This is a genomic window from Pseudomonas sp. LBUM1678 (genome assembly GCF_059695575.1).
Map to the genome: position 1 here is coordinate 4,103,268 of NZ_CP166775.1, position 25,593 is coordinate 4,128,860.

Genomic DNA, 25,593 nt, shown 5'->3' on the forward strand with positions numbered 1-25,593 from the left:
CACGCTGAAAACACCTTCTGAACTTCAAGGAACCGCCATGAACGTTTTAATCGTGCATGCCCATCCCGAACCAAAATCCTTCACCGCCGCCCTGCGCGACCAAGCGGTTGAAACCCTGCAAGCCCAACGGCACCAAGTCCGGGTATCCGACCTGTACGAGATGAACTGGAACCCGGTGGCCAGTGCCGAGGATTTCTCCACCCGAGAAAACCCCGAGTACCTGGTCTACGCGCTTGAGCAACGGCGCAGCAGCAAAGAACAGACACTCGCCGCCGACATCCAGGATGAACTGGACAAACTGTTGTGGGCAGATTTGCTGATCCTCAACTTCCCGATTTACTGGTTCTCGACACCGGCCATCCTCAAGGGCTGGATTGATCGCGTCCTGGTGTCCGGTATTTGCTACGGCGGTAAGCGTTTCTACGATCAAGGCGGCCTGCGCGGCAAAAAAGCACTGGTGACCGTGACCCTGGGCGGGCGGGAACACATGTTCGGCGAGGGTGCCATTCATGGTCCATTGGAGGACATGCTGCGTCCGCTTTTGCGCGGGACACTGGCTTATGTCGGGCTGGAGGTGTTGCAGCCTTTTGTGGGGTGGCATGTGCCGTATATCAGTGACGACGCTCGGCAGGCGTTCCTGGAAGACTATCGCCAACGACTGGAAAACATCGGTGGGGATCAGCCTATCGAGTACCCGCGATTGAGTCAGTTTGATGATCGGCTTTATCCGCTTGGAATCGCTTAGTCACCGCTGCGGCGCAACCATCCGGAACCGGATATTGATGGCGTCGGAAACCACGCTATCGGCCCATTCCCCCTCACCGACCTTGAAGTCGCTGCGCTTGAGCGTCAGTTGGCCATCGAAAATACCGATGGCGTTCTCCTCTTTCAGGAGGACTGGAACGGCCACCTCACGGGTGACGCCCCTGAGCGTGAGTCTGCCGGTGATCGAATAGCGGCTGTCACCCAGCGCTTCCACGCCAGTCGATTCAAACGTCGCCTCGGGGTACTTCTGCGCGTAGAACCAGGCAGGCTTTTGCAGCTCGGTGTTCGCGTCTTCATTGCCGGCATCGATGCTGTCGAGCTGAATGGCGAGCGCAGCATGGCCCGCTGTGGGGTTGGCCGTGTCGAAATCAAGCGTGGCCTTGAACTTGCCGAAAGTGCCATACACCCGCGAGCTGAACTGATTGTAGGTAAAGGAGATCGTGCTCGCGGTTTCATTCACTTGCGTGTATTCGGCCGCTTCGGCACAGGTGAAGAAGCCCAAGACAAGCGCAACAGCCAGTACGGAATACGACGGGGATCGAGCATTCATGGGGCGCTCCGGTCGTGGCACTCGCAGTGCCAGCGATAGGTGGACTAAAGCAAAGAACCGCCGTTTATTCCACTTGGCCTTGAGACTTCCGACCATCTGTCGGCCAACGCGATCCAGCGCCCGATACCGCCACCCGCACAGGTGTTTAATGACTGAAGCACTCACCGCATCGGGAGCTGGACATGAAAATCGTCGTCATCGGTGGCACCGGGCTGATCGGCAGCAAACTCTGCCAGAACCTGCAGGACCTGGGGCATGAAGCCCTGGCGGCGTCGCCGAGCACCGGCGTTAATGTCATCAGCGGCGAAGGGCTGACGGAGGCGTTAAAAGGTGCGGACGTGGTGGTCGACGTGGCGAACTCGCCCTCTTTCGAAGACCACGCTGCGTTGCACTTCTTCGAAACCGCCGGGCACAACCTGATCGCGGCGGAGAAGATCGACGGCGTCAAACACCATATTGCCCTGTCGGTCGTCGGCACCGAGCGGATGCTCGACAGTGGTTACTTCCGGGCGAAAATGGCCCAGGAAAAACTGATCAAGAAGTCGGGCATTCCCTACACCATTTTGCGGGCCACGCAGTTCTTCGAGTTTATCCACGCCATTGCTCACTCCGGGCGCGAGGAAGGCGACACCATCCACTTGACGTCCGCCGCGTTGCAACCGGTGGCCTCGGATGATGTGGCGAACGCACTCACCGAGATCGCACTGAAAGCGCCGATCAATCAGACCGTCGAGGTGGCCGGCCCTGAAAACCGCCCCCTCATCGAGTTCGCGAGTGATTACCTGAAGCACACCCAGGACCCGCGCCAGACCGTCGCGGACGACACGGTTCCTTACTTCGGTGCGCCGATCGATGACCAGTCGCTGACACCGGGCGCCAATCCCATTGTCGGCGCGACGCGGTTTCAGGACTGGCTTGAGACTCACTAGACGACAAAGCCCAGTCCAATTGTGATTTCGGATGGGCAGGCAAGCAGCGACGCACTGAAGACAATCAAATCGCCCTGCCCGCTTACCGTTGAGCGGAGCCGGACTCTCTCAGCCAGGCCCGCTGCAACAGCCTGATGACTTCTGCATCCGAGGTCTGGGAAAAATCCATGTACCACCGGCCGATCGACATCAGCCACTCCGGCATCAACGGGCAAATCAGCTCATCCACTTCACTGCGCAGCGCCTCCGCTGTCTCGATTGGCGCAACCGGCACAGCGACGGCAATCCGAGCCGGCGCATGCACCCGCACCGCGTGGACCGCCGCCATCATCGAGGCGCCTGTCGCCAGGCCGTCGTCGATCAGAATCACCACCTGATCCTTGAGCTGTACCGGCGCGCGCGTTCCCCGGTAAGCCTGCTCACGCCGCAACAACTCCCGCGTTTCCCGGGCAACCACCGCTTCGAACGTGGCCTGATCAATCGGGTGAACCCGCAGCGCGTGTTCGTTGAGGATCTGGATGCCGCCGCTGGCAATCGCGCCCATCGCAAACTCCTCATGGGACGGAACCCCGAGCTTGCGCACCAGCATCAGGTCGAGGCGAACTTCCAGGGCAGTGGCCACTTCATAGGCCACCGGTACACCGCCACGGGGCAAGGCGAGGACGATGACGTCGGGGCGATGAGCGTATTTGATCAGCGGTTCCACCAGACGCCGACCGGCTGCGGCCCGGTCTTGCAGGATGGTGGGCGATGAGAGACTCATTGGAAAACCTCCTCAGGCGATCACGCCTGTCGGTTCGCGTCAGATGGTCACTCAGGATTGTCGGTCTGACTGGCCTGCAACAAGTTCGGCCATGATATACCCGCCCGCAGGTCGCATCGCCGGCGTCAGCGCGAACTCATACAAGGCTTTACACAGAAGTGTTTAATGTCTGGAAGCATCCGGACTTCTGACTTAAAACAAAGCGACCTCCCTGATGCAGGCTTTTATGATCACCTGCACAAAGAAGGTCGCGCCTGTCAGGCTCAGTAAAAGCCCGCAAGTTTTACGCAGTGAACCGGACTACCGTGCGCTCGCTACTGTCTGCGGAGAAATAACGATGGAGTCCTGTATTTTCAGACGCTGAGTCAATGCCAGCATCGTCAGGAAACCCAGTGCAATCAGGACCGGATACGCCATCAACAGTTCGGAGAGAGAGTATTTCCAGGCCAACGGGCGCCCGACCCCCAGCATGGCCGCATACATCCAGGACACGGCCGACAGCGAGCCGCAGAACAGCGCCATCATCCGTGCGCTGAAACCGAGATTGAGCAAGGAGCCCGCCTTTTGCAGTGCGGGCAATACCAGGCGATGCAACAAGATCCCGTTGTAACTCAGCAACACGACAATAATCACTTTGGCGTGAAGTTTTGGATTCATAAAGTAATTCATACCTTTTTCCAGGTAATCAATACCGATGATTGCGGCACCCGTCACCCACAACGCTATCAATGCAGCGATGACAGACTTCTGAAGACTTTCCAAATGAGCATTATCATGCTCAGTAAATGTTTTTCGTTTTAACAGGTCTCTAACCATCGCCATGTCACTGGTCAATACCAAGCCGATGGCTACACAACACGCTACCAAATGAACGTAAATAACGCCCAATCGCAAAAATTCCATGCATTCTTTATTTTCGAGCAGGCTCATAATTGTATTTATCGCCACGGTACTTTCTCCACCTTATTCGATAGTACAGATCGATATTAAACAGGGTATTAAACTCTTCAAAACCCTGCGCGATCTTACTTTTATAAGATATGCCAACTCATAGACTTGGCACTGCGTAGCCCATTGATTCGCCTGGCGAACCATTGACCGGCTATTTATTGCCTCCTGAATTTCAGGTAAAAAAATCCCCATTGGCATTCAATGCCATGAGGCTTATTTTCCACTTCTTTTCTGCGGCTGCAGGAGCAGGTCTTGGGTGACGTGCTGCAGGATCAGAGGCCTGTGAGCCCGGAATGTTCATTTTTTGAGCAGACCACCGACAAACGGTGATTATTGTGAACGTCCCACACGCCGGTACTAACGTATCAACTTCTCTGTCAGCCCCATGACAACTGGGCTGGTGAATTACAGGGGTTTCCAATATTGTTTATTGGATCCATTAGTTGTTAGGTTACTTACGAAAAGTGCAATAACGAGCTGCTCGCATTTAGGACCTGCCCCCACTGAAACAGTCATACTTTTACCATTCCACTCGCCAAGGAAGATGAAGACCTGATTACTGGCGGAACTTGCGTCGCAGGTCCGGGCATCGATCAGGGACAGATCGCTGTGGTCGCTACCCTACACCAACCGCTCAATCTTCTGATGCTGCCAGACCAGTTTGTAATACGCCGTCTGCAACATCAGCATCCCCAGATACGCCACCGGAAACGCCATCCACACACCCTGCAACCCGAACTGCCCGTCCAGCACATACGCCACCGGTAACTGCACGCCGACCACGCAAAAAATCGAAATCGCCATCGGCACCAGCACAGAACCACTGGCGCGCATGATGCCGCCGACAATCGCCTGGAAGCCAAACACCAACAGACTCCAGAGCATGATGTGCAACAGATGCTCCGCCATCGCCCGGGTGGAATCCTCCGTGAGGAACAACCCCAGCAACCAGTGCGACAACAGGTAACCCAACACCACCAGGCCACCGGTCAGGCACACATTGATCAACAGCCCCGTGCGCAGAATCGGCGCCATGCGCTCAAGGCGCCCTGCCCCGATCGCCTGAGCGCCAAGAATCGACGCGGTGATTGCAATCGACAGCGCCGGGAACTGCACGTAATTGACGATCTGCGTCACCGCCCCATACGCCGCCGTCGCCTGCGAACCGTGCTGATTCACCAGCGCCAGAATCACCAGCTCCGACACCGACAACACCACCATCTGCAACCCGGTCGGCAAGCCGATGCGCAACACCTTGCCGAGGATTACCAGGTCCAGGCGCATCGCCGCAAACATCTCCCTATCCGGCGCCAACGGATGCCCCTTGCTAATCAACCGCCACGCCAGCCACCCCATCGCCGACAAGTTCCCCGCCAACCCGGCATACGCCGCACTCTGAATCCCCATCATTGGCAAGCCGAACCAACCCCGAATCAACGCCGGCGTCAGCGCCAACCCGATACACGTCGACACCACCAACGCGATCAGCGGCGACACCGTATCGCTCACCCCGCGCAGCAGTTGGGTGAAAAGCACATAGACCAGCAGCGACGGCATAATCCACATCATCACGTGGGCGTAGGACACCGCATCGTCGAGCACGTCGGCGGGCGTGCCGAGGCCTTGCAGGGCGGGTCTGGCGAAGACGCTGCCCAATATCGCCGCCACCAGACCGATCATTGCGCCCAGCAGCAACGTCGTGCCGGCGATGGTTTTCACCAGATGCGGTTCACGCGCGCCCCAGGCTTGGCCGATCAGCACGCCCGCCCCCGCGCCGAGGCCGATGACCAGGGCGATGAAGAAGAAGACGATGGGGAACATGCCCGAGACGGCCGCCAAGGCCTGGACGCCGAGCATTTGGCCGATGTAGATGCTGTTGATGGTGCCCGACATGGATTGGAGGAAATTGGAGAGGACCATGGGGGCGAGGAAAAGGAGGTAGGTTTTCCAGAGGGGGTGATTGGTTGTGGGGATTTGCATTGAGGGTCCGTCTCGGGTGGGGGCTCGCGGGTGCAAATTCTACGCTAGGGAGCTGATGCCAACGCGCTCCGATTTCGAAGATTTAGAGAGTATGGACGATGTCAGTTTTCGGCCACCTCCTGTCTCTTACGACTGACCGAAATCGGACCAAAGCTACCCCATCGGACATCTTCCTGTGTCGAGGGAGACTGGGGCAATTAACTGTATGCGTCCGGCAAAGCCTTCTAGCTGACTCCGCGAGCCCAGGCATGGTGTCCATCTGGTTTTGAGGAAGGACAGCTAACCCTTGGCCAATGCGAATAATGAGAAATTCGTTGTCGGTGAATGGCGTTCGCTTGAACATTTTCACCTGCTTTGGCAGCAGAAATTGGTAACGCGTCTAATATTGAAATGCAATAGATCGGCTCATCCCATATTCGCGTAATGATGCGAGGGGCCGTTGGCCTGTAAGCGGCTCCAACATCGGACCGGTGTTGGCTAAATGGAGTCAAATTGGAGGGAACCATGAGCAATCTCATCGCCACCGGCGAGCCACCTGAAGCCATTCGCTTCCTGGTGAAGGTTTACGCCTACTTGTTGCTCGCAGGGTTTGCTTTTGTTCCGGCCTATTTGATTGGCTACTTATACTTCTTCCAAGACCCCACCCTTATCTTCGAGAACCACCTGTTCCATATATTTGCGATAACGGCAGCCACCTTGGCAGGCTTGTTTGTTACTTACGTCACGTGGCGCTGCTATCAATCATCGGGAGATCCGCTGCTGCGATGGATGACGCTTGGTTTTCTCGGTTTTGTAGTGATCTACGCGTTGCATGGTGCGTTCACCGGGCTTGCCCACCACAATATCTGGCTCTTCCTGCTGTATGGACCCGCCTCTCGACTGGTCATGTCGGTTCTGCTGTTAGTCGGAATGCTGTCGTACCACCGCCCACCCGATGCCGCGGACCAGCGAATGAAAGCCCGCCAGTGGCTGACCTGGATAGGACTGTTCCTGCTGGTTGACGTGGCAGTGGCATACGTCGCGAGTTCGCCGATCGCCGGTAACCTCGCAGTGCGCCTCTCGATGGAAGGGGGAGCCCTCGTTCTTTCCACATTGACCGTGATAATGCTCCTGCTGCGCCGTATCCGCTCGCCGCTGATGATGATCTTTGTCATCTCGGTCACCGCGTTCGCGCTGTCATCGCTTGCTTTTATCCTTGCACGTCCGTGGAACCACATGTGGTGGCTCGCTCATGCGATTTTCGCCGGTGGATTCTTCATGTTGAGCTATGGGGTCGTGCAAGCATTCCTCACCACGCGGTCGTTCTCGAAGATTTACAGCCAAGAGGAGTTGATGGTCCGTCTTGCCGAAGCAATGGCCTATACCGAGAGTGCCCTGCAGGAACTCCAGCGCACCAATCAAGAACTCGGGCACCTTGCGGCGACCGATCCACTGACTGGCGCTGATAATCGGCGTCGGTTCATGGAGCGGGTCGAAGTCGAAATTAGCCGGACCAAGCGAGGTGGTGAGCCGTTCTCCGTATTGGCGCTCGATCTGGATAATTTCAAGTCCATCAACGATCGCTTCGGACATCAGGTTGGCGATGACATCCTGAAGAGTTTCGTGGAAACATGCCTCGATTCGATCCGGCCGTATGACGGCGTAGCCCGAGTGGGCGGCGAAGAATTCATGATATTGCTACCTCAGACGTCACTAGAAGGCGCGCATGTAATCGCTGAGCGTCTGCGAAGCAGCGTTGCAAATAATTCTTTTCATGGCCTGCAGCGGTCAACCGTGGTCACAGTGAGCATCGGTGTATCGCAATCTGGCCGCGACGGCGACACCATCGAGGTCATTCTGCGTACGGCCGATCAACGCCTGTATCACGCTAAACACGAAGGCCGTAACCGTGTGGTCACGACCATCAAAACCAGCCTCCAATCGCTGTGAAAGCGTTGGCACCGATACTCAGCTTTGCCCATCACAACAGGCAGCATCGGCCAGAAGCGGCTAGGCGGCACTTCCAAAAAACCAAGCAGATACATTCGCACCTCTAAGTCCCGGAGTACGCGCCACCCAAAAACAAGCCTTTGATCCAGGCTGATATTTTTGTGCACCCGACTCCGGCTGCGCACCCTAGCCCCTCACACCTGATCCATGGCCTCGACCACTCCTTTATCCTCACCCAGGAACCCGCCGCTTTGATGGTGCCACAGCCGCGCATAGACGCCGTTCTTCCCAAGCAATTCGGTGTGAGTGCCCTGTTCGACGATGCGCCCGTCATCCATGACGATGAGCCGGTCCATGGCCGCAATCGTGGACAGCCGATGGGCTATCGCGATCACGGTCTTGCCCTGCATCATTTCATCAAGGCTTTCCTGAATGGCGACTTCGACTTCCGAGTCCAGCGCGCTGGTGGCCTCGTCAAGCAGCAGGATCGGGGCGTTCTTGAGCATCACACGGGCAATCGCGACGCGTTGGCGCTGGCCGCCCGACAGCTTGATGCCGCGCTCACCCACAAGGGTGTCGTAGCCGGTATGACCTTGCCGGTCGCTCAGTTGGCTGATGAACTCATCGGCCTGGGCATTGGCCGCGGCGCTGCGAATTTGCGCGTCGGTCGCATCGGGACGACCGTAGGCGATGTTGTCGCGAATGGAACGGTGCAGCAGGGAGGTATCCTGCGTGACCATGCCGATGGAGCCGCGCAGACTGTCTTGCGTCACGTGTGCGATGTTTTGGCCGTCGATGCGAATCTCCCCGCTGTCGACGTCATAGAAGCGCAGCAGCAAGTTGATCAGCGTGGATTTGCCGGCGCCAGAGCGGCCAACCAAGCCGATTTTTTCGCCCGGGCGGATGCTCAGGCTCAGGCCATCGAGCACCTGGCGTTCGCCACCGTAGTTGAAGCTCACCTTATCGAAGGTGACCGCACCGCCGGAGGTCACCAGCACGCCCGCACCCGGCGCGTCTTTTACCTTTGGGCCACGGGTAAAGGTGGCCATGCCATCCTGTACGGTGCCGATGCTCTCGAACAGCGAGGTCATTTGCCACATGATCCAGTGCGACATGCCATTGATACGCAACGCCATGGCGGTGATTGCCGCTACGGCACCCGCGCCGACCTCACCCTGGTGCCATAGCCACAGGGCATAGCCACCTGCCGCCATGATCAACGCCACCACCAATGCCTGGTTGACGATCTCGAATTGGCTGACCAGGCGCATCTGGCGAAAGCCGGTTTGCTTGAAATCCTCCATCGCTGCACGCGCGAAGTGCGCTTCACGATTGGAGTGGGAGAACAGCTTCACCGTCGTGATGTTGGTGTAGGCGTCTGAGATACGCCCGGTCATCATCGACCGCGCATTGGCCTGTTCCTGCCCGACTTTCCCCAGACGGGGTACGAAGTACAGCATGGCCAGACCGAACAACACGACCCAGGCAACGAAAGGCAGCATCAGTTTCAGAGCGAAGCCGCCGGCCAGTGCGATGATCGCAATGAAATACACCCCGATCCCGGGTGCGATCTCGATAAGGGTGAATAGCACGTCGCGCACCGCTAGCGCAGTCTGCATCACCTTGGTAGTGACCCGGCCGGAGAACTCATCGGAAAAAAACGAAAGGCTTTGCCGCAGCATCAGGCGATGGAAGTCCCAGCGCAGCCGCAACGGCAAGTTAATCGCCAATATCTGGTGCTGCACCATGGTACGCAGCGCCACCAGCCCGACACTGGTCACCATGACGATGCCCATGCCCCACAACACGCGACTTTCCTGCGCAGCCGCTTCACCGCCTGCCTGCCAGGTCGAGAGCAGGTCCACGACCTGCCCGAGGAAGGAAAACAGCCAGGCTTCGTAAATCGACACACCGGCACTGAGCAACGCAAGCGCAAGGATGTAACCGCGGGCGCCCCGGGTACAGGCCCACAGGAAGCGAGCCAGGCCAGCGGGTGGCGGTGGTACCTCGTCAGGAGGAAAGGGGTCGAGTCTTCGTTCAAACGCACGAAGCATGCTGTTCTCCAAAACGATCAAGTGTAGGAGATTCTGCCATTGAACGGTTGCTTTGAGGGTTTTGCGAAGTTGATGTGAACAGCAAAAGGCCCCTTGACCGGGTACAACGCAATGCGTCGCAGCGGCTAAGCTTTTTCTAATGAACCTCGTCTTTCAAGGGAGAGTCCATGAGCAGCGCCCCCCTGTCTGAACTTGATGCCGCGCTACCCGGTCTGGCTCGCAAGATCCGCGTACTGGATGCCCTGTCCTGGCCGGATGGCGTCGAGGAAGTCTTCCTGGCGCATTGGCGCGCAGGGAAAGCAGCATTGCCAGAAGTCGAGCAGCGCCCACGCGAGCACGGCGCTGACATCGCCGCTCTGGAAGCTTTTATCGGGCGTTGCGATCAGGGGCATCCAGCCGGGAACTACCTCGCCATGACAGCGCGTAGCTATGCCACGGCTGGACGTATGCTCGGTGCGATTGGCACTCCCGCCTTCACTCAATATTCATCCGCGTTGTACCGGCGCCCGGATTTCTATTATCCGGGCCAGAAACTCAGCATGCTGGACGCGGCCCATTTCTTTCTCACGACCACCGACGCCCTGCTGGGTGGTGCCCGGATTCCACCGACTCAGGCTGATATCCCGGCCGAGGCCTTCGCCGCCTGGATGCAGCCGGAACTGGACCGTTTTTTTGGCGAGGGCCGGGTCACGGTCGTGCTCGACCCGACCCTTGCTGCCAAGGCGATCGCCGGGTCAAGCCGCATTCGTCTACGTAGCGGTGCACTGTTCTCTGAGCTGGACAAAAATCAATTATTGCAACATGAGGCCTTCGTGCATGTCGCTACCGCACAAAATGGCGCGCTCCAGCCCAACCTCAAAAGCCTGGGTTTGGGAGCACCACGCACGACTCAAACTCAGGAAGGCATTGCCACCCTGGCAGAACTGTTCACGGGCAGTATGGACATCAGCCGATTGCGCCGCCTGGCCCTGCGCGTGCTTGCGGTCCAGCAAGCGTTGGACGGCGCCGATTTCATACAGGTATTCGAGGGCTTTCTTGCCGCCGGCCAGTCGCAAGAGGAGTCCTTCCGCTCAACCCAGCGGGTCTTCCGTGGCGCCGACCTGCGTGGCGGTTCGGCGTTTACCAAGGATGCCGCCTACCTGACGGGTTTGCTGGGTGTCCATACCCTGCTGCGCATCGCGATCCGCGACAATCGACCGGAACTGGTGGGGCATTTGTTTGCGGGACGCCTCAGCCTGGCTGATACCGTACGCCTGGCTCCTCTATTCGAGTCCGGCTGGCTCCAGGGACCCACCCATGTACCGGCCTGGGCCTGCGATCTACGTCTACTCGCCGCCAACCTGGCCTTCTCCGCTTTTATCGCCCAGATAAAACTGGATGTGCTCGATCTGGAGGTGCTCATGGCATTTGCAGATGACCACGAAAACGATGCGAGCGCCCTGTGATCACGGTACCGATACATTCGCCCTGTTTCAGGAGAGAAAAATCATGCGAAGGATTATCGCAACGGCAGCGCTATTGCTGGCCTTGAGCGGGTGCGCAACATCACCTATGCGGGTTTCTGAAGCGCGGCCAGTGCCGGCCAGTGAGATGTACGCCATCAAAAGCCAGGGTACGAAAGATCCGGGACGCCTGACCGTTCTCCGTGATGACGGGTTTGTCGGTTCGGGATGTGACGCCGTGTTCTACATTGATGGTCAGCGCGCAGCCAAGATAGGTCCCGGTCAGAAGGCATCTTTCATTTTGCCGGCCGGTGAAGTGAATCTCGGCACCGGACTCGCCGAATCTGGATTATGTGCGGGTGCCGCGATCAAAACCGTGGCGGCCAAGATCAAGTCAGGGAAAGAAGTGATTTATCGAATCAACTGGGATACGCAAGGTTTCGACTTGGGGCCGTACGTTGAATATAGACGTTGAGCCCAGACGGTTGCGGCCTGTTTCGCACGCCATCTTCAGAGAGTGATCGGAAACACCACAACACGTGTCTTATTTCAGTTCCGTTCTTATCTCGGTTCCGGGTACGAAAAGTTTACTGGGATCATCGACCTTCTTCAGGTCAACCAAGGCTCGGCAAATGCAATGTGAGAATTGTTTCTGCAACGTTTCGGGGTCTTTCCAAGCCATTTCCGATGCTTGCAAATGTTGCCCCTCGGGCGATTTATAGCAGACACAATTGTCCAGTCGGGTGACGCCATTATCATTTGTGCTCTGACAAGCAGTGGTCAGCAAAGAGATCGCGATGAGCATGACGAAACGTTTCATTGGCTCCCCTCCGAGGCTGTGGTGAAGGGCTAACGCTCAAGATCCGGCAGGATGTTGTAACGGCGTGGTAACCGCTGAAGGCGGTTTTACGCCATGGCCGCAAAGCCCAATCTGCTCAATAAGCCCGACAGTAGAAGGAAGCTTAGCTCTCATTTTGCGTCGCTCCATCCGCGGGCTGTTTTTCGCCGATCCCAGTCGTTAAAAGGCTCGTATTCAACACCCAGTTTCTGTTTTCCCCGCTCGGCTATTTTGCAGAGCGTGGCAGCTTGGCATAGACAACGGCTCGGCTTGATCTAGCCTTGAATGAGATCACGCGGGAGAAAAATGCCATGCCCCTCGCTCTCAGAAATCTACCCGCCCTCGCTTTGGGTGCCTTCTTTTGCATAGCCGCGTGGGGTCAAGAGGTAGCAGACACCCATTCCCCACCGGCCATACTCCCATTGGAGTCTGAGACGGGGCCAAAACTCATTGCCTACCCGCCACTCGCCGCGCCGCTCGCCCGCGGAGTTGTCATCATCCAGTATCGAACCGAGCACGCCCGGATCATGCCGGTCTTTGGCAAAACGGCCGTTGAAGTATCACCACGACTCGGCCACCTTCACGTGACCGTCGACGACTGGAAAGGTACTTGGGCGCACACCAGTGAAGACCCGATTATTTTGGTTGGGCTGACGCCTGGTACTCACAAGGTGCTTCTTGAGGTGGCTGATCCGAGTCATAAGATCTTGACCAGTACGGAGGTGAGTTTTGTGGTTCCGGAGAATAGGATGCTCCCCACGTTGACGCGGTGAAACCATAACGGTTGTGGGAATCAAAGGGTACAGAATAAAAGGGACTGACTTATTCGGGGCACGCCCTTCTCTAATGTGTCTGTCATCTAATACATATGGGATACGACTGCTTTCAAAAAAACCACCGGTACAAAAAACCAGACCAAACTGCACATACCATAAAAAGCTTTTGGAGCGAAAAAGATGTCAGAAGAAAAAAAACTAAAAATTCGTGAATCACTTAGATCCATTGAAAGCGATGCAAAGCAGTACTTCCTACAGGCAGAATTAGAGCTACAAGAAGATACACGCTTATCTTTTACTTCGAACTACGAACCGGCAAACTACTACTGGGAATTATTACCTAAAAATTTACAGCTCTTCGCAAACACAATTATTGATCGGCTTCTTCCTACTTGCGCTGCGCTATCTGACATAGCACGCTCTTCCATTCTAACAGGCGCTGAAGACTTACAAGACGTCAAAATTTCGGCGAAAGCGATGCGCGCAACTCTACAGCTTCGCAGGTATAGTTATCGAGAACCTGACGCTATACATGATGAAGGAACGGTATTAGGCTTTCGCCCTGCGGATCAGTTTGAAAATCAAGGCATTCCTCCAACTACTGCCGAGAGTGAATTTTTTCTAAAACTATCAACCTTAGTAGCAGTTCTAAAGCTAGCTGAAGCTTCGGAAACAACAGACTTGAATACCACATTAGTTACTGCGACGGAACCAGCAAAATACCGAACCGGAACAGCCTTTATAATGATGTGGATGGATCCAAGCCATCCTGAACTAACCGATATTGCTGATACGGTGAGATCAGTGTTTAGCTCTTTCAAAGTAAAAGCTGTGCGAGCGGACGACATTGAACATGACGGCCTTATAACTGACCGAGTTCTGAACGAAATTCGGAGCTCTGAATTCCTATTTGCCGACCTGACAGGCGCGCGACCTAATGTCTATTATGAAATTGGTTTTGCACATGCACTTGGCAAGCGTGTCATTCTTTTTCGAAAATCTGGCACAGGGCTGCACTTCGATCTAGCGGGGTACAACTGCCCTGAATATGAAAATATCCGCGACCTTCGAGACAAACTTAAAAAGAGGCTGACAAGCGTCACAAATCGAAATCCATCAGATGACAACGAAATTTAATAAAACAAACAAACACATAAAAACTGGAATGTTTTCGACCAAACAACCCGATACAACGATTAGCGAAATAAAGGGACTGATTTTTCCACATTGACGTGCCCAGTCACTTTATTCATTAATCCTAGGCTCGAATGATCTATAAAAACACGAGGATGACCATGCCTCTCTCTAGACCATATACGGGGTCAAATGATCCGGTAGATCGCGTCATCTCCCTAGGCGATGGCCTTCCATCAATCCCAGAGCGGTTGTTACTGGCTCATGCACGCGGAGAAGTGCTATTTATCGCTGGTGCGGGGGTATCAATGCCTGCAAATCTTCCGGATTTCCGCAAACTAGTCCTCGATGTTTACAAAAGGTTGGATGGAGCAGTACACGCTACTATCGCAACCTTCCAAGATGGAGATCCTGAGCCAAGCAATCTGCATACCCTCAGTTACCAACAAGCGGCGGAAGTAAAACGATTTGTTTTGCGCGATTACGACGTTGTGCTAGGCATGCTTGAGCGTCGCATGGATCGTCAGGCTGGGAGTACAAGTCAAGTGAGAAAAACCATCGCTGAGTTGCTGAGGATCGGCGGTAACAATCCTGCGCCGATACACAAAGCACTTATGCGTTTAGCTGATCGCGGCGGCGCGACCACCATCGTAACGACAAATTTTGACCTTTTATTGCAATCGGCAACAGCAGGAAAAACAAAACTAAAACTTCCTACATATGCATTAGGTGGTATTCCTCGGCCTGGGAGAAGTACAGATTTTTCCGGCGTACTTCATATTCATGGCGCTCTAGATCGAGATCAAATGCGATTCTCAGATCTAATCGTTACTGACCACGATTTTGGAGAGTTTTACCTTAGACGACGGACTGTTCCTGACTTCATCTACGATGCGGCAAGACTATTCCACTTAGTGCTAATCGGCTACAGCGCCAATGACCCTCCAATGCGTTATCTTTTAAACGCAGTTGCTGCAGATGGAGCCAGATTCGACGACCTAAAGGAGCGTTTCACTTTTGTAGGTTTGGACAGACCTGACCCTATCGCGGATGAGGACTGGAAGGGTCGCGGTATCACGCCGATCAGTTATGACAGTAAAGACAAACACATAGCCCTACTAAGTTCTTTACAGCGGTGGGCCACATTATCCGCGATCAATGGAAATGTAAAAAAAATAGATAACGAGATCAAGCGTATCGTCAAGAAAAATCGAAACGCAACAACTGACTCTGATCGTGACCTTTTTGATCACCTTATTCGCCGCAGCAATAATAATGAAAGAACTCGACTATCTGCTTTTTCTGCAAAATGCGGGGCTGACAATGGTTGGCTTGATGCAATTATTGCTGTCTGCGCAGAAAAAGTCCGAGGGGGGTAATCTATGAGCAGTATTTTCTTCAACCTAAATGACCAAGATCGGGCCACAGTACGAATAATCATTGCTTTTCTTGATGGAAAATTGAGTAGCCGTCACACTCTTGAATGGGCACTCAACCTATCTCCCAATGAGTTCATAAAGCGCACAGCGATAAATGTACTACTAACAAACAGAGAGGGAAGCAAATTAAAGGAGCCTTGGATATCTGCCTGGAGACTGATCGAAGAAAGCTGGAAAAACCCCACCAGAACCAATATATCATCGACAGATGTTTATCAAATACAAGAAAGACTTCAATCTGGTGATCGTTCCAGCAGCATAATCAACTCAATAGTTGAACTAGTCGCGCCAGAGATAAAAGTGGAGAAGAGAATCAGAGAAACTAGTAGACCACATGACTCCAATCGTACACGTCCGCGCTTAGACAATTTATTGCATGCAACTCTTTCAAGTCCAACACTTGTCGATTTAAGTATTTTACGAATAGATAAGATCGCTGATACCGAGTTTTTAACAAGACTTATAAACGCCTTGGATGCGACAGTTCAAAAAGGCATGGATATTGCCAAGCAAATAGGCTGGGATGGAGAAAAACGACTTTGGCGATTGGGAATACTCCATCGGGTAGAATACGTACCCAAAGCCAACGGAAGCATGGATAGAGACGAAGATGAATTCCACGAAGGAATTGGTCCGTCGGTTAAATTGCTCCATGCAACTGTACAACAACTTTCGACTATCGACACCTCAGTAGTTTCTCGTTTCTTAAAACAGTGGGTGATCGCTAATGATCCAATACATATTAGGCTCTGGGCATCCTTAGCCCGAAATCCCGACACCGCGCCAATCGCAAACATTGAAGATGTTTTTAATTCACTTAGCGAAACCCGTTTTTGGGACCTACATAACTTTCCAGAAATAGCAGAACTGCGCGCAGTACGGTTCATCGAGTTCTCCAAAGAAACTCAGCTCAGTATTATCCGCCGAATAAAAAAAGGACCTCCAGCCAGCCAATGGGGAAGTAAAACCCCATCGCAAAAATTGAAATCAGCCCGAAGATATTGGACAGTGAGAGAGCTCCGACGAATAGAACTCGCAGAAGGAGTTTTACCGAAAGCCGCTCAAAATTGGCTAAGTGAAAATTTAGATCAGTTTCCAGAGCTTTTACAAATGAACCGTCTCGACGAGGGTTTCTTAAGCTCACCCACCGCCTACTGGGTTAAACCAAATCCCGATGATAAGTTCGATCTATTATTAGGAGATGTTCGCTTACAATCACTTGAAAATGCCTTGTCATCTCCCCGGGGAGGCTGGGCAAATGATCCTGCCGAGCGCGCAGGAGATTGGATCCGAGCCGAGCAAAATGCCTCTAAACTCCTTCAGGACTTCCAATCGACCCCAAAGAGCATTAGCAAATATCCGTTGGTTTTATCACGTTTTAGCTGGGCGCATGGCTCCGAATCCAGTCACAACACTGAAGAAGAAACAGATTATTCAAAGCGAGAAGGAAATCAGGTTGTAACTCTGTTTCTGAATTTAACAGACAGTTCAGCTAGCGAGGCCATAGAAGGAATATCCCACTGGCTATCTACTTGGAGAAAATTAATCGCCACCTCTCCAGAGTTAATTTTTATTTGGCGGAAATTTTGGCCGATCGCGGTCAAAGCAACAAATTCCGTCGTCGAAACTTCCGAGGAGATTGAGCTAAATCTTGTCGCTCAATCAGATGCTGGACGAGAACCGATGGATCTTGACACCTTAAACACGGCAGCAGGAAGACTTGTCAGTGTATTCCTCGAAGCTTGTCCCAATCTTGAAACAACCAAGGGAAACCCATTTAAAATCAATGAACCTCTGAATGAAATGCGAGAAAGCCTAATAACAACCCCAGGCCGAGCCGGCCTAATTGCCAAACATCGATTAATAGAGAGCTTGAGTTATTTCCTTAAAGCCGATGAAGACTGGACTCGCAAGCGCTTAATAGTAGCACTTGGGAGCAACGAATCCAGCGCAGTTGCATTATGGAGAGCTATCGCTCGTCGTATCCAATCGAATAAAGTACTTAACATTATTGGCGATCAAGTAGTTGGCCGAGTTACGGATCATCGCTTTGGCCGAGAGACGAGAAAATCGTTACTATCAAGTTTAGTTATTGAAGCCTTGCACTCACTCCTCGATGTTCGTGACGCAGCCGTGTCATATTCATCAATACAGCAGGCAATACGATCCGTAGAGGATGAGGTACGGGCAAGTGCAGCACAAATTGTGCATCGTTTTTTAGTTGAGATGGTTAAAAACCGCTCACATGAAGATAGCATTACAAAAGTAGAAACAATCTTCCGTGGCGCAGTACTTCCATTCCTGAAAAAAGTATGGCCTCAAGAGCGCTCATTAACTACCCCTGGTGTTAGTTCCGCATTTGCACATTTGCCAGCAGCGGCTGGCACAGCCTTCCCCGAAGCTGTAGATGCAATCGAGGGATTCCTAGTCCCTTTTAGTTGTTGGTCACTACTAGATTTCGGCTTTAGAGACAGACCGGATGGCAGTCCGCAGCTACACTTAGGTAAGAGTCGAAAAAAGGCGTCGGCTGTACTTAGACTTTTTGATGCTACGATCGGCGGTATCGAAGGTGCAGTTGTCCCCATGGAGTTATCTGATGCATTAGAGCAAATACGTCAAGCTGCGCCGGAATTATCCACCTTACCAGCCTTTCGACGATTAGCCACATTAGCGAGGCGTCGTTAGCTCTATTATCGGTAAGCCACAGATTGGCATTGCCGCAGCAAACTCTGAAGCAAAGGCTTAATACAGGCCAATAGTTTGTAAGATGATTAATGATGGTTAGTGGAAAAGCAGCATCAGCGGCGACGATATCCTACGTCAACCTTGGGTTGCCTCGCTTGCCACCGCAGACAAATGAAGTTTATAGTCCGCCCCGTCGCCCCAATGGCGACCAGGTTTGGCGACCTGTGTTATCGGGTGCAAAAGCTCTGTGCTTTCTTGCAGACGCTGTTGCACGCTCGCAAAGCTGTCTTTATGGCAGCTGTGCGCGGGAGACCTTCGGGTCTGCCGGTTTTCCGATCCCGGTTCGCCAACCTGCGTACAGCTGTCACCCATTCGTTTGGCGACGATTGAGGGACAGTCAACCTTTGCCTTGATCGGAGTTTCATCTATGGAAAGATACATGCCCCTCACCGGAATCGACCTGATCCCGGCCTCCCTGCTCATCGACACCCAAGCTCCACTCGACGTCCTGCAAGCCATGGCCGACTACCGCATCCGCACCGTCACGCAGGTGCTGGAAAACATCGCCTTCCGGGCCGAGCTCGGTTGCGACACGGTGGTGTTGACTGACTTCTCCAAACTGCTGGCCATTCCGTTGCGCGATGGCTGTGACTTGATGGATGTAATCGGCCGACGCCTGCGGGCTCAGGCGGCGGAGTAAATGAAAACGGGCGCCTTGTCAGGCGCCCGTTTTGTTTGTGGTGTGAGTCAAAACAATTCCAAGGCGCCCTTCACTTCCAGAGCTGACTCGTCATTGGAAGACGACATTTGCCTTATGCCAAGCGACGATAATCATACGAATGGCCGACGTTGGCTGGATATACAGATTAGGTAATTTGAAAAATGGGACCAGCGACCGAGCAATTGATTGGTGTTCTAGATCAACTCGCAACCGTGCTTGAAAGCGATGGAGCCACTCACTGGAGCCAGTGGATGCGCAAGGCCAGAACCCACCTGATTAACTCTGATTATTATGGGATCGAATATTTGCTGTCAGCCTATGGTGGAATGGGCTCGCTCAATGACGTGGTACTTGGGCAAAGCCGCGTCGATGGCGTTTTTACCTGGAAGCACGGGTACGTTGAGTTGAACGAGAAATTTGATGCTTTACGCAGAGAAGCTGCAGCGCTCGCCAATTCCATAAAACGTGCGCAGGACTGACTGATTAACTCTGTGACGGGTTCACCAACCGGTTACGACACGGACGGGAGTGGGTAACTACCAACACATTCGCCCAGTGCCTAACGATGCAGCCCATTACGCCAAACAGCTAAGCTATATCAGGAGGCGGTTTCGCGAAACCCTGAAAAATCAGGAGGCGCACCATGAGCAAACAACCCCAACCCCGCAGCCGCTCCAACCCTCAACCCAGATCCCGCCCGGTCGTGCCAAACCTGCCCAGCAAAACCGGCAACAAGTCCGGGGGCTTGCGCGGCAACTACCCGCTTAAGCAGTCGAATTGAGCGTTGAGCGGTTCGTCCCCGAGCCGCGCAGCAAGGCCGACCCTCAGGACTTCTCACCTCTTGAAGCGAGGCTTCATGACCACCGGTAACCCTGCCCGAGGGCCGGCGCACGCTTCGCTATTCTTGATAGAACGAGCTGCGAGGACTGTGGAATTGAAGGCCGGCGGCACGGGCGCCAGGCGCAAAGGCCTGGCTATCGGGTTGCAGGTTGAGCAGAGGATTGAATGATGAAGATGTTACTGATGGTCGAATGCCCTAATGAACCCTTCAACTCGCTTGTCAAAGCCGGGATGGTGGGCGAAGTGATTGAGCGCATTCTGGCTAGCATCAAGCCGGAGGCGGCGTATTTTACCGAGCAAGATGGCATGCGCGGCGGGATCTTTCTGGTCGACGTGAAAGAGCCATCCGACATCCCCGCTTTGGCCGAGCCCTTTTTTCTTAACTTCAATGCCAACTGCAAGTTCCGAATTGTGCTGAGCGCGGAGGATCTGCAAAAGGCCGATTTGGGAAGGCTCGGGCAAACCTGGGCGTGAGGCGCATCCATTGCCGCCATCGATAGTCACCATCAACTCAATGAAGTTCTCTTAAAAACTCCGGGGCGTAACATCGCCTCCATACCAAACAACTACACCCCGGAGCACACCATCATGAAACGCCAACTCCTTCTCAGCATCGCTTTCTCGGTTTTTGCAGTTAACGCTTTCGCCGCTTCTTCTGCTCACCCCGTTGTCGCTGAAGGCGGCTCGGATCGTCTGATTGAAAGTCGTGTGGCTGAGGGTGGTTCGGATCGTTTGATCGAAAACCGCGTCGCTGAAGGTGGTTCCGACCGTTTGATCGAAAACCGCGTCGCTGAAGGTGGCTCCGACCGTCTGATCGAAAACCGCGTTGCTGAAGGTGGCTCCGACCGTTTGATCGAAAACCGCGTCGCTGAAGGTGGTTCCGACCGTTTGATCGAGAACCGCGTCGCTGAAGGTGGTTCCGACCGTCTGATCGAAAGCCGCGCTGTGTAAATGAATGGCTTTACCGCACTACTCAACGAAAAGCCCGGCCTTATCAGCCGGGTTTTTTAACGCTCTGATTTTACTCAGCCAGGCAGTGCTGCTGCACAACATCGCCGTGCGCTGGGCAATCCCGGCCTGCGCCAGCCTCGTCAGCGCGGCCTCGCGATAAGGGCACGGCGGTGCAGTATTTGATGATCAATGAGAAAAAGGCCGAGGACCCCGCGTGTGGGCATTCGAAGGATTGGCTGTTTGCTCATTTCAAGTGAAGTAAATAGCAAGCGCCCACACCTGTCTTTGAGGTACAAAACACCCGATCAAACACTTACCGCTACGGAGCATGGAAGATATGTCAAACATCGTCGCATGGACCCTGTTCGCCTTGGGCGTCTTACACATCCCATTCGGTATTATCAAGTTCAAAACAGCATTCGCCGCCGCGGTGGGCTCTGGCTTCGTTGACCAGTTCAAAGCGCACGAAGATCGGCGTACCGCCCTCTGGTTTACCCTGCTGGGGCCGCTTTTTATGCTCGCCGGGCATACAGCGATTCACGCCGTGGCGGTTGGCGATCTCGCGCTACTTAAAATTGTTGGTCTCTATGTGCTTATGATCTCGATCATTTGCGTCATTGCTGTTCCAAAGTCGGGGTTCTGGGCAACGCTGCTGGTTTCTCCACTGATCATCGCGGCAGGGTATGGCTTGTACGCCTGACAAACGGTTCAAACCGTTCGCTTCGCTTACTCTCTTCAAAACAAATCCGAGAATCATCTGGCCGGCCTCCCCTACCTCACGGTATTTACCGACGAACCTGCCCCGCCCCCAGAGGTCAAAGCAGTTGATGGCATCGCCAATGATCAAAGGCTTCCAGCCTATTTCATCCAAGGACGAAGCCAGTCGTCCACACACTGTAGGGTGCGCCGGATTATTTCAGCAGGCTCGGATTCTGCCGGGGGCAGGTGCAGACTGCTGCTCACATCCAATGCTCCCGTATTGGAGTACGAAAATGACTCAGTCAATGCGGTTCTTCCTATCCATGGTCCTCGCGACAGCCTCACTGGCATCGGCGAGTTTCCTGAACTCTGCCGGTGCGGCAACCGCCGAGGATCTGAATACCGACTCTCAGCAAGCGTTGCAAACGCTCTACAAGACTCATCCATTTGCCGAGACCATGTCGCGCAACGCCAAAGCGATACTGGTTTTCCCGAAAATCATCAAGGCCGGCCTTGTGTTTGGTGGCAGCTATGGCGAAGGCGTTTTGTTCAAAGGCAAGGCAGCTGAGGGTTATTACAACTCCGTCACCGGGTCATGGGGGTTGCAGGCCGGTGCCCAGTCTTATGGCTATGTGGTTTTCCTCATGACCGACAAAGCCGTGAACTATGTTCGCGAAACCAAGGGTTGGGAAATCGGCGTAGGGCCCACCGTCGTTGTAGTGGATGAAGGGATCTCGAAGAACCTGTCCAGTTCGACGTTGAAGGACGATGCCTACGCGTTCATATTTGACCAGCAAGGGTTAATGGCCGGAGTCAGCATCGAGGGCACGAAGATTTCCCTGATCAAGCGCTGAAAGCCGTCTATCAAGGCGCCTTGCGTTGTCTGCAAGACGCCCCGACAGAGCGTTATCACCGTCCTCGCCAAGAGGTGGCCTGATGAATCTTCTAACCAGATGCAAGGGTGTATGTATTCTTCTGGTGCTGTGCGTGGCGGTGTTCCTGACAATGGTGATTTCCTGCAGTACATTGCCGAGGATAGTGCCCGACATGGCTCGCGCGCCTTCTGCGCCAGTGCAACTCGACGGGGTCCACGGACCTCTGTCAGCCGAGCGCAGCAAAGCCATTCTCGACCGACTCAAGTCCACAGGCGCAGAAACCAACATCTTTGATGTGCACCTCGCTATCGAAGAATCCGTTGTCGGTAGTCCGCTAACGGAAGGAAACAAGGTCGACTTGCTGCAGGACGGCCCCTCCACCTACCAGTCGATGATCAAAGCCGTGGAAGGTGCGCGCGACCACATCAACATGGAGACCTACATCTTCGACGATGATGAAGTCGGCCAGCGCTTCGCCGCCGCACTGATCGCTCAGCAACACAAAGGTGTGCAGGTCAATCTGATCCGTGACAGCGTCGGAACCCTTGGAACACCCTCAGCGTTTTTCGCCCGATTGACCGAAGCGGGCATCAAGGTGCTGGAGTACAACCCGGTCAATCCGGCGACGGCCAAAGCGGGCTGGGACGTGAACCAGCGCGACCACCGAAAGCTGCTGATAGTGGACGGCCGTATTGCCTTTCTTGGCGGGATCAACATCAGCAGCGTCTATTCGGGGGGCTCGTTCAGCTCTCACTCGAAGACTCGCCCCACTGGTGATTTGCCCTGGCGCGATACCGACTTGCGCGTCGAGGGGCCGGTGGTTGCGGATCTGCAGAAGCTGTTCATCGAAACATGGACGACCCAGAAAGGTGAACCGCTCGCCGCTCGCCAATACTTTCCGCCACAGGAGCGCAAAGGCACCGAGGTGGTTCGCGCCATCGGCAGCTCGCCAGATGAGCCGTTCAGCCTGATCTACGCGACGCTGATTTCGGCGCTGCATAGCGCGCAGACCGAGATATGGCTGACGAACGCCTACTTTGTGCCCGATCCGCAGTTGCTGGCAGCACTCAAGGAGGCGGCGGCACGTGGCGTCGACGTCAAACTGGTGCTGCCCAGCAGCACTGATTCGTCGCTGGTGTTTCATGCCGGACGCGCTTACTACAGCGAGCTTCTGAAGGCCAACGTCAAGCTTTACGAACGCCGTGACGCGCTGCTCCACGTCAAGACGGCAGTCATCGATGGCGTGTGGTCGAGTGTCGGCTCCACCAACCTCGACTGGCGCAGCTTTCTGCACAACGATGAAGTCAACGTAGTTGTGCTAGGCACCGGGTTCGGAAAAAAGATGCAGGCGGCATTCATGGCTGATCTTGCGAAGTCGAACGAAATCAAGCTGGAAAAGTGGCAGCGCCGCTCGCTCACGGTGAAAGCCAAAGAGCAGATGGCGCGACTCTGGCAATACTGGCTCTGAGTCGAGTGGCGCATCGCCGGGATGCGCTCTCCTGCTCCCTGATGGGTATTTCGTCAACTTACCGAGTCACCGCCGCACTGCGAGTCCCCGCAAACGCACTCGTACCCAGCCAGCGCCACAAACTCTGCGCATCCTTCACCGCGCCATCCACACGCAACTCCTGCGACTGAAGCACCTCTTTCGGTGTGCGGTCGCCCGTCCATACTTCGGTCAACGCCCGCACGCTTGAATCCACAACGAGCGTTAGTTCGCGGCCAGGGTCATCGCGGCATAGATCCGCCACACCCTGCTCCACCACCAGCCACCATGCTTGCTCTCCGGGTCGCGCATCGCGGAACGTGAACTGGATGACCACCGGTCGGGACGGGAATGTTTCGATGCGCACGAACCGGCGCACGTCCCACATCAGCAAGCCCGCGTCGAGTTCGTCATCGCGAAGGCGACTGCCGATCCAGCGCGCGCCCCAATGCCCCAGCGCCATGATGATGGGGCGCAATTCCTCGCCCGCCTCGGTCAGACTGTACTCCCAGACTTTGCCGGTGGCGGTGCGATGTATGACGCCGATTTCTTCCAGATGGCGCAGCCGTTGTGCCAGCAGGTTGGTGGACATCCGGGGTACGCCGCGGTGCAGTTCGTTGAAGCGTTTGCTGCCGCACAGCAGTTCGCGCACCACCAAGGGTGTCCAGCGCTCGCACAGGGCTTCAGCACCGCGCGCGACCGTGCAGAACTGACCGTAGCTCTCTTCCATCGTCTGGACTCCCGCTACTGCAACGCTTCACTTTTTGAACTAGCCCGACCCCTTCGCCACGCGCACGCTGAAACTTCGAAAGCCAAACTCCAAAGGAGAACGCCATGACAACGGTAGCCATCATTCAGCGCCCGCCCGTGCTGCTCGATCGCAGCGCGACGATCGCCCGGGCCGTGCAATCAGTCGATGAGGCAGCGGCGGCGGGAGCCTCGCTAATCGTTTTGCCCGAACAGTTTATTCCAGGTTACCCGTCATGGATCTGGCGGCTGGCGGCGGGAAAGGACGGGGCTGTCATGGGCCAGTTGCATACGCGGCTGCTGGCCAACGCCGTCGATATCACCAACGGTGACCTGAGCCAATTGTGCGAGGCCGCAAGGGTTCACGCCGTGACGATCGTGTGCGGCATCAATGAATGCGACCGGTGCAATGGTGGCGGCACGCTCTATAACAGCGTAGTCGTTATCGGCGCGAACGGCGCCGTGCTAAACCGCCACCGCAAGCTGATGCCAACCAATCCCGAGCGCATGGTGCATGGCTTCGGTGATGCAACCGGGTTGCGTACGGTCGATACACCGGTCGGCCGCGTTGGCACGCTCATCTGCTGGGAAAGCTACATGCCGCTGGCACGCTATTCACTGTATGCCCAAGGGGTGGAGATCTACGTCGCACCCACGTACGACAGTGGCGATGGCTGGATCTGCACGATGCGCCACATTGCACTCGAAGGCCGCTGTTGGGTGATTGGCAGTGGCACCGCGCTGCGCGGCAGCGACATCCCCGACGACTTCCCGGCTCGTACGCAGCTGTTTCCCGATCCGGACGAATGGATCAACGACGGCGACTCGGTGGTGGTCAATCCTCAAGGCCGGATCGTGGCCGGTCCACTGCACCGGGAGGCCGGCATTTTGTATGCGGAGATCGACGTCGCACTCGTGGCGCCGGCGCGGCGGGCGCTCGACGTCACCGGGCATTACGCGCGCCCGGACATTTTCGAGCTGCAGGTGCGGCGCACGCCGACCACAGCGGTGCGCTACATCGACGAATGAAGACGGGCAA

At 54.9% G+C, this 25,593-nt stretch carries 25 protein-coding genes and 1 pseudogene; 18 read left to right on the plus strand and 8 right to left on the minus strand.

The window, feature by feature from the left end:
• Positions 1 to 37: 37 nt before the first annotated feature.
• Positions 38 to 745, plus strand: a complete 708-nt coding sequence (locus ACA070_RS18590) for an NAD(P)H-dependent oxidoreductase (RefSeq protein ID WP_497447813.1) — start codon at positions 38 to 40, stop codon at positions 743 to 745.
• Here the strand turns inward: ACA070_RS18590 and ACA070_RS18595 are convergent, their stop codons facing one another.
• Positions 746 to 1,315 carry a YceI family protein gene (locus tag ACA070_RS18595; RefSeq protein WP_497447814.1) on the minus strand — a complete coding sequence of 190 codons (570 nt, stop codon included), beginning with the start codon at positions 1,313 to 1,315 and terminating at the stop codon, positions 746 to 748.
• A 182-nt stretch (positions 1,316 to 1,497) separates the two neighbouring features.
• Between ACA070_RS18595 and ACA070_RS18600 the strand changes: the two genes are divergently transcribed.
• Positions 1,498 to 2,244 (plus strand): SDR family oxidoreductase, encoded by a 747-nt coding sequence (locus ACA070_RS18600; protein WP_497447815.1) that lies wholly within the window; start codon positions 1,498 to 1,500, stop codon positions 2,242 to 2,244.
• 82 nt (positions 2,245 to 2,326) lie between these two features.
• Here the strand turns inward: ACA070_RS18600 and ACA070_RS18605 are convergent, their stop codons facing one another.
• The 3 genes from ACA070_RS18605 to ACA070_RS18615 form a co-directional block, all read right to left on the minus strand.
• Positions 2,327 to 3,007: a phosphoribosyltransferase gene (locus ACA070_RS18605; protein WP_497447816.1), complete on the minus strand. Its 681-nt coding sequence runs from the start codon at positions 3,005 to 3,007 to the stop codon at positions 2,327 to 2,329.
• A 300-nt stretch (positions 3,008 to 3,307) separates the two neighbouring features.
• A complete protein-coding gene (locus tag ACA070_RS18610; RefSeq protein ID WP_497447817.1) occupies positions 3,308 to 3,955 on the minus strand; it encodes a hypothetical protein in 648 nt (215 codons plus the stop codon).
• A gap of 624 nt (positions 3,956 to 4,579) precedes the next feature.
• The gene (locus ACA070_RS18615; RefSeq protein WP_497447818.1) at positions 4,580 to 5,938 is read right to left on the minus strand and encodes an MATE family efflux transporter; all 1,359 of its coding nucleotides are present in this window, start codon (positions 5,936 to 5,938) and stop codon (positions 4,580 to 4,582) included.
• Positions 5,939 to 6,442: 504 nt separating this feature from the next.
• Between ACA070_RS18615 and ACA070_RS18620 the strand changes: the two genes are divergently transcribed.
• A complete protein-coding gene (locus tag ACA070_RS18620; protein ID WP_497447819.1) occupies positions 6,443 to 7,867 on the plus strand; it encodes a GGDEF domain-containing protein in 1,425 nt (474 codons plus the stop codon).
• 194 nt (positions 7,868 to 8,061) lie between these two features.
• Here ACA070_RS18620 and ACA070_RS18625 read toward each other — a convergent pair whose 3' ends face one another.
• The gene (locus tag ACA070_RS18625; protein ID WP_497447820.1) at positions 8,062 to 9,921 is read right to left on the minus strand and encodes an ABC transporter ATP-binding protein; all 1,860 of its coding nucleotides are present in this window, start codon (positions 9,919 to 9,921) and stop codon (positions 8,062 to 8,064) included.
• A 167-nt stretch (positions 9,922 to 10,088) separates the two neighbouring features.
• Here ACA070_RS18625 and ACA070_RS18630 point away from each other — a divergent pair, with 167 nt between their 5' ends.
• Entirely contained in the window at positions 10,089 to 11,366 is a 1,278-nt protein-coding gene (locus ACA070_RS18630) for a peptidase MATCAP family protein (protein ID WP_497447821.1), read from the plus strand.
• A gap of 43 nt (positions 11,367 to 11,409) precedes the next feature.
• Positions 11,410 to 11,838: a hypothetical protein gene (locus ACA070_RS18635; RefSeq protein ID WP_497447822.1), complete on the plus strand. Its 429-nt coding sequence runs from the start codon at positions 11,410 to 11,412 to the stop codon at positions 11,836 to 11,838.
• A gap of 69 nt (positions 11,839 to 11,907) precedes the next feature.
• On the opposite strand, the gene ACA070_RS18640 is transcribed toward ACA070_RS18635, so the two are convergent.
• On the minus strand, positions 11,908 to 12,183 hold the full coding sequence (locus tag ACA070_RS18640; RefSeq protein ID WP_131062666.1) for an META domain-containing protein: 276 nt from the start codon (positions 12,181 to 12,183) through the stop codon (positions 11,908 to 11,910).
• Between the two features lie 329 nt (positions 12,184 to 12,512).
• On the opposite strand from ACA070_RS18640, the gene ACA070_RS18645 reads away from it, so the two are divergent.
• From ACA070_RS18645 to ACA070_RS18685, 9 genes are all read left to right on the plus strand, one after another.
• A complete protein-coding gene (locus ACA070_RS18645; protein ID WP_497451982.1) occupies positions 12,513 to 12,974 on the plus strand; it encodes a DUF6130 family protein in 462 nt (153 codons plus the stop codon).
• A 183-nt stretch (positions 12,975 to 13,157) separates the two neighbouring features.
• Positions 13,158 to 14,114 (plus strand): hypothetical protein, encoded by a 957-nt coding sequence (locus ACA070_RS18650; RefSeq protein WP_497447823.1) that lies wholly within the window; start codon positions 13,158 to 13,160, stop codon positions 14,112 to 14,114.
• 158 nt (positions 14,115 to 14,272) lie between these two features.
• Entirely contained in the window at positions 14,273 to 15,490 is a 1,218-nt protein-coding gene (locus ACA070_RS18655) for an SIR2 family protein (protein WP_497447824.1), read from the plus strand.
• Between the two features lie 3 nt (positions 15,491 to 15,493).
• On the plus strand, positions 15,494 to 18,235 hold the full coding sequence (locus ACA070_RS18660) for a hypothetical protein (RefSeq protein ID WP_497447825.1): 2,742 nt from the start codon (positions 15,494 to 15,496) through the stop codon (positions 18,233 to 18,235).
• A gap of 427 nt (positions 18,236 to 18,662) precedes the next feature.
• Positions 18,663 to 18,935: a hypothetical protein gene (locus ACA070_RS18665; RefSeq protein WP_042932149.1), complete on the plus strand. Its 273-nt coding sequence runs from the start codon at positions 18,663 to 18,665 to the stop codon at positions 18,933 to 18,935.
• A gap of 182 nt (positions 18,936 to 19,117) precedes the next feature.
• Positions 19,118 to 19,435 carry a DUF6966 domain-containing protein gene (locus ACA070_RS18670; protein WP_497447826.1) on the plus strand — a complete coding sequence of 106 codons (318 nt, stop codon included), beginning with the start codon at positions 19,118 to 19,120 and terminating at the stop codon, positions 19,433 to 19,435.
• Positions 19,436 to 19,599: 164 nt separating this feature from the next.
• Positions 19,600 to 19,737: a hypothetical protein gene (locus ACA070_RS18675; RefSeq protein ID WP_497447827.1), complete on the plus strand. Its 138-nt coding sequence runs from the start codon at positions 19,600 to 19,602 to the stop codon at positions 19,735 to 19,737.
• Positions 19,738 to 19,964: 227 nt separating this feature from the next.
• Positions 19,965 to 20,270, plus strand: coding sequence for a panthothenate synthetase (locus ACA070_RS18680; protein ID WP_497451983.1), 306 nt, complete (start codon positions 19,965 to 19,967; stop codon positions 20,268 to 20,270).
• A gap of 114 nt (positions 20,271 to 20,384) precedes the next feature.
• The gene (locus tag ACA070_RS18685) at positions 20,385 to 20,747 is read left to right on the plus strand and encodes a hypothetical protein (protein WP_497447828.1); all 363 of its coding nucleotides are present in this window, start codon (positions 20,385 to 20,387) and stop codon (positions 20,745 to 20,747) included.
• A gap of 75 nt (positions 20,748 to 20,822) precedes the next feature.
• Here the strand turns inward: ACA070_RS18685 and ACA070_RS18690 are convergent.
• Positions 20,823 to 20,915 (minus strand): annotated as a pseudogene (locus tag ACA070_RS18690) (LysR family transcriptional regulator); the annotation flags it as partial.
• 169 nt (positions 20,916 to 21,084) lie between these two features.
• Here ACA070_RS18690 and ACA070_RS18695 point away from each other — a divergent pair.
• From ACA070_RS18695 to cls, 3 genes are all read left to right on the plus strand, one after another.
• Positions 21,085 to 21,447: a DUF6463 family protein gene (locus ACA070_RS18695; protein ID WP_497447829.1), complete on the plus strand. Its 363-nt coding sequence runs from the start codon at positions 21,085 to 21,087 to the stop codon at positions 21,445 to 21,447.
• Between the two features lie 292 nt (positions 21,448 to 21,739).
• A complete protein-coding gene (locus tag ACA070_RS18700; RefSeq protein ID WP_497447830.1) occupies positions 21,740 to 22,300 on the plus strand; it encodes a lipid-binding SYLF domain-containing protein in 561 nt (186 codons plus the stop codon).
• Between the two features lie 133 nt (positions 22,301 to 22,433).
• Positions 22,434 to 23,789 carry a cardiolipin synthase gene (gene cls / locus ACA070_RS18705; RefSeq protein WP_497447831.1) on the plus strand — a complete coding sequence of 452 codons (1,356 nt, stop codon included), beginning with the start codon at positions 22,434 to 22,436 and terminating at the stop codon, positions 23,787 to 23,789.
• Between the two features lie 58 nt (positions 23,790 to 23,847).
• Here cls and ACA070_RS18710 read toward each other — a convergent pair whose 3' ends face one another.
• Entirely contained in the window at positions 23,848 to 24,537 is a 690-nt protein-coding gene (locus ACA070_RS18710) for a winged helix-turn-helix transcriptional regulator (RefSeq protein WP_497447832.1), read from the minus strand.
• A 104-nt stretch (positions 24,538 to 24,641) separates the two neighbouring features.
• On the opposite strand from ACA070_RS18710, the gene ACA070_RS18715 reads away from it, so the two are divergent.
• Positions 24,642 to 25,583, plus strand: coding sequence for a carbon-nitrogen hydrolase family protein (locus ACA070_RS18715; protein ID WP_497447833.1), 942 nt, complete (start codon positions 24,642 to 24,644; stop codon positions 25,581 to 25,583).
• The last annotated feature ends 10 nt before the right edge of the window (positions 25,584 to 25,593 follow it).

What these genes read in the sequence shown, in the direction of transcription:
- ACA070_RS18605 (WP_497447816.1), bottom strand. Translation starts at nt 3,007, where the DNA reads ATGAGTCTCTCATCGCCCACCATCCTGCAAGACCGGGCCGCAGCCGGT.
- ACA070_RS18715 (WP_497447833.1), top strand. Translation starts at nt 24,642, where the DNA reads ATGACAACGGTAGCCATCATTCAGCGCCCGCCCGTGCTGCTCGATCGC.
- ACA070_RS18630 (WP_497447821.1), top strand. Translation starts at nt 10,089, where the DNA reads ATGAGCAGCGCCCCCCTGTCTGAACTTGATGCCGCGCTACCCGGTCTG.
- ACA070_RS18650 (WP_497447823.1), top strand. Translation starts at nt 13,158, where the DNA reads ATGTCAGAAGAAAAAAAACTAAAAATTCGTGAATCACTTAGATCCATT.
- ACA070_RS18670 (WP_497447826.1), top strand. Translation starts at nt 19,118, where the DNA reads ATGGGACCAGCGACCGAGCAATTGATTGGTGTTCTAGATCAACTCGCA.
- ACA070_RS18660 (WP_497447825.1), top strand. Translation starts at nt 15,494, where the DNA reads ATGAGCAGTATTTTCTTCAACCTAAATGACCAAGATCGGGCCACAGTA.
- ACA070_RS18665 (WP_042932149.1), top strand. Translation starts at nt 18,663, where the DNA reads ATGGAAAGATACATGCCCCTCACCGGAATCGACCTGATCCCGGCCTCC.
- ACA070_RS18695 (WP_497447829.1), top strand. Translation starts at nt 21,085, where the DNA reads ATGTCAAACATCGTCGCATGGACCCTGTTCGCCTTGGGCGTCTTACAC.
- ACA070_RS18700 (WP_497447830.1), top strand. Translation starts at nt 21,740, where the DNA reads ATGACTCAGTCAATGCGGTTCTTCCTATCCATGGTCCTCGCGACAGCC.
- ACA070_RS18620 (WP_497447819.1), top strand. Translation starts at nt 6,443, where the DNA reads ATGAGCAATCTCATCGCCACCGGCGAGCCACCTGAAGCCATTCGCTTC.
- ACA070_RS18640 (WP_131062666.1), bottom strand. Translation starts at nt 12,183, where the DNA reads ATGAAACGTTTCGTCATGCTCATCGCGATCTCTTTGCTGACCACTGCT.
- ACA070_RS18710 (WP_497447832.1), bottom strand. Translation starts at nt 24,537, where the DNA reads ATGGAAGAGAGCTACGGTCAGTTCTGCACGGTCGCGCGCGGTGCTGAA.
- ACA070_RS18600 (WP_497447815.1), top strand. Translation starts at nt 1,498, where the DNA reads ATGAAAATCGTCGTCATCGGTGGCACCGGGCTGATCGGCAGCAAACTC.
- ACA070_RS18625 (WP_497447820.1), bottom strand. Translation starts at nt 9,921, where the DNA reads ATGCTTCGTGCGTTTGAACGAAGACTCGACCCCTTTCCTCCTGACGAG.
- ACA070_RS18645 (WP_497451982.1), top strand. Translation starts at nt 12,513, where the DNA reads ATGCCCCTCGCTCTCAGAAATCTACCCGCCCTCGCTTTGGGTGCCTTC.
- ACA070_RS18590 (WP_497447813.1), top strand. Translation starts at nt 38, where the DNA reads ATGAACGTTTTAATCGTGCATGCCCATCCCGAACCAAAATCCTTCACC.
- ACA070_RS18655 (WP_497447824.1), top strand. Translation starts at nt 14,273, where the DNA reads ATGCCTCTCTCTAGACCATATACGGGGTCAAATGATCCGGTAGATCGC.
- ACA070_RS18675 (WP_497447827.1), top strand. Translation starts at nt 19,600, where the DNA reads ATGAGCAAACAACCCCAACCCCGCAGCCGCTCCAACCCTCAACCCAGA.
- ACA070_RS18635 (WP_497447822.1), top strand. Translation starts at nt 11,410, where the DNA reads ATGCGAAGGATTATCGCAACGGCAGCGCTATTGCTGGCCTTGAGCGGG.
- ACA070_RS18615 (WP_497447818.1), bottom strand. Translation starts at nt 5,938, where the DNA reads ATGCAAATCCCCACAACCAATCACCCCCTCTGGAAAACCTACCTCCTT.
- ACA070_RS18685 (WP_497447828.1), top strand. Translation starts at nt 20,385, where the DNA reads ATGAAACGCCAACTCCTTCTCAGCATCGCTTTCTCGGTTTTTGCAGTT.
- ACA070_RS18680 (WP_497451983.1), top strand. Translation starts at nt 19,965, where the DNA reads ATGAAGATGTTACTGATGGTCGAATGCCCTAATGAACCCTTCAACTCG.
- ACA070_RS18595 (WP_497447814.1), bottom strand. Translation starts at nt 1,315, where the DNA reads ATGAATGCTCGATCCCCGTCGTATTCCGTACTGGCTGTTGCGCTTGTC.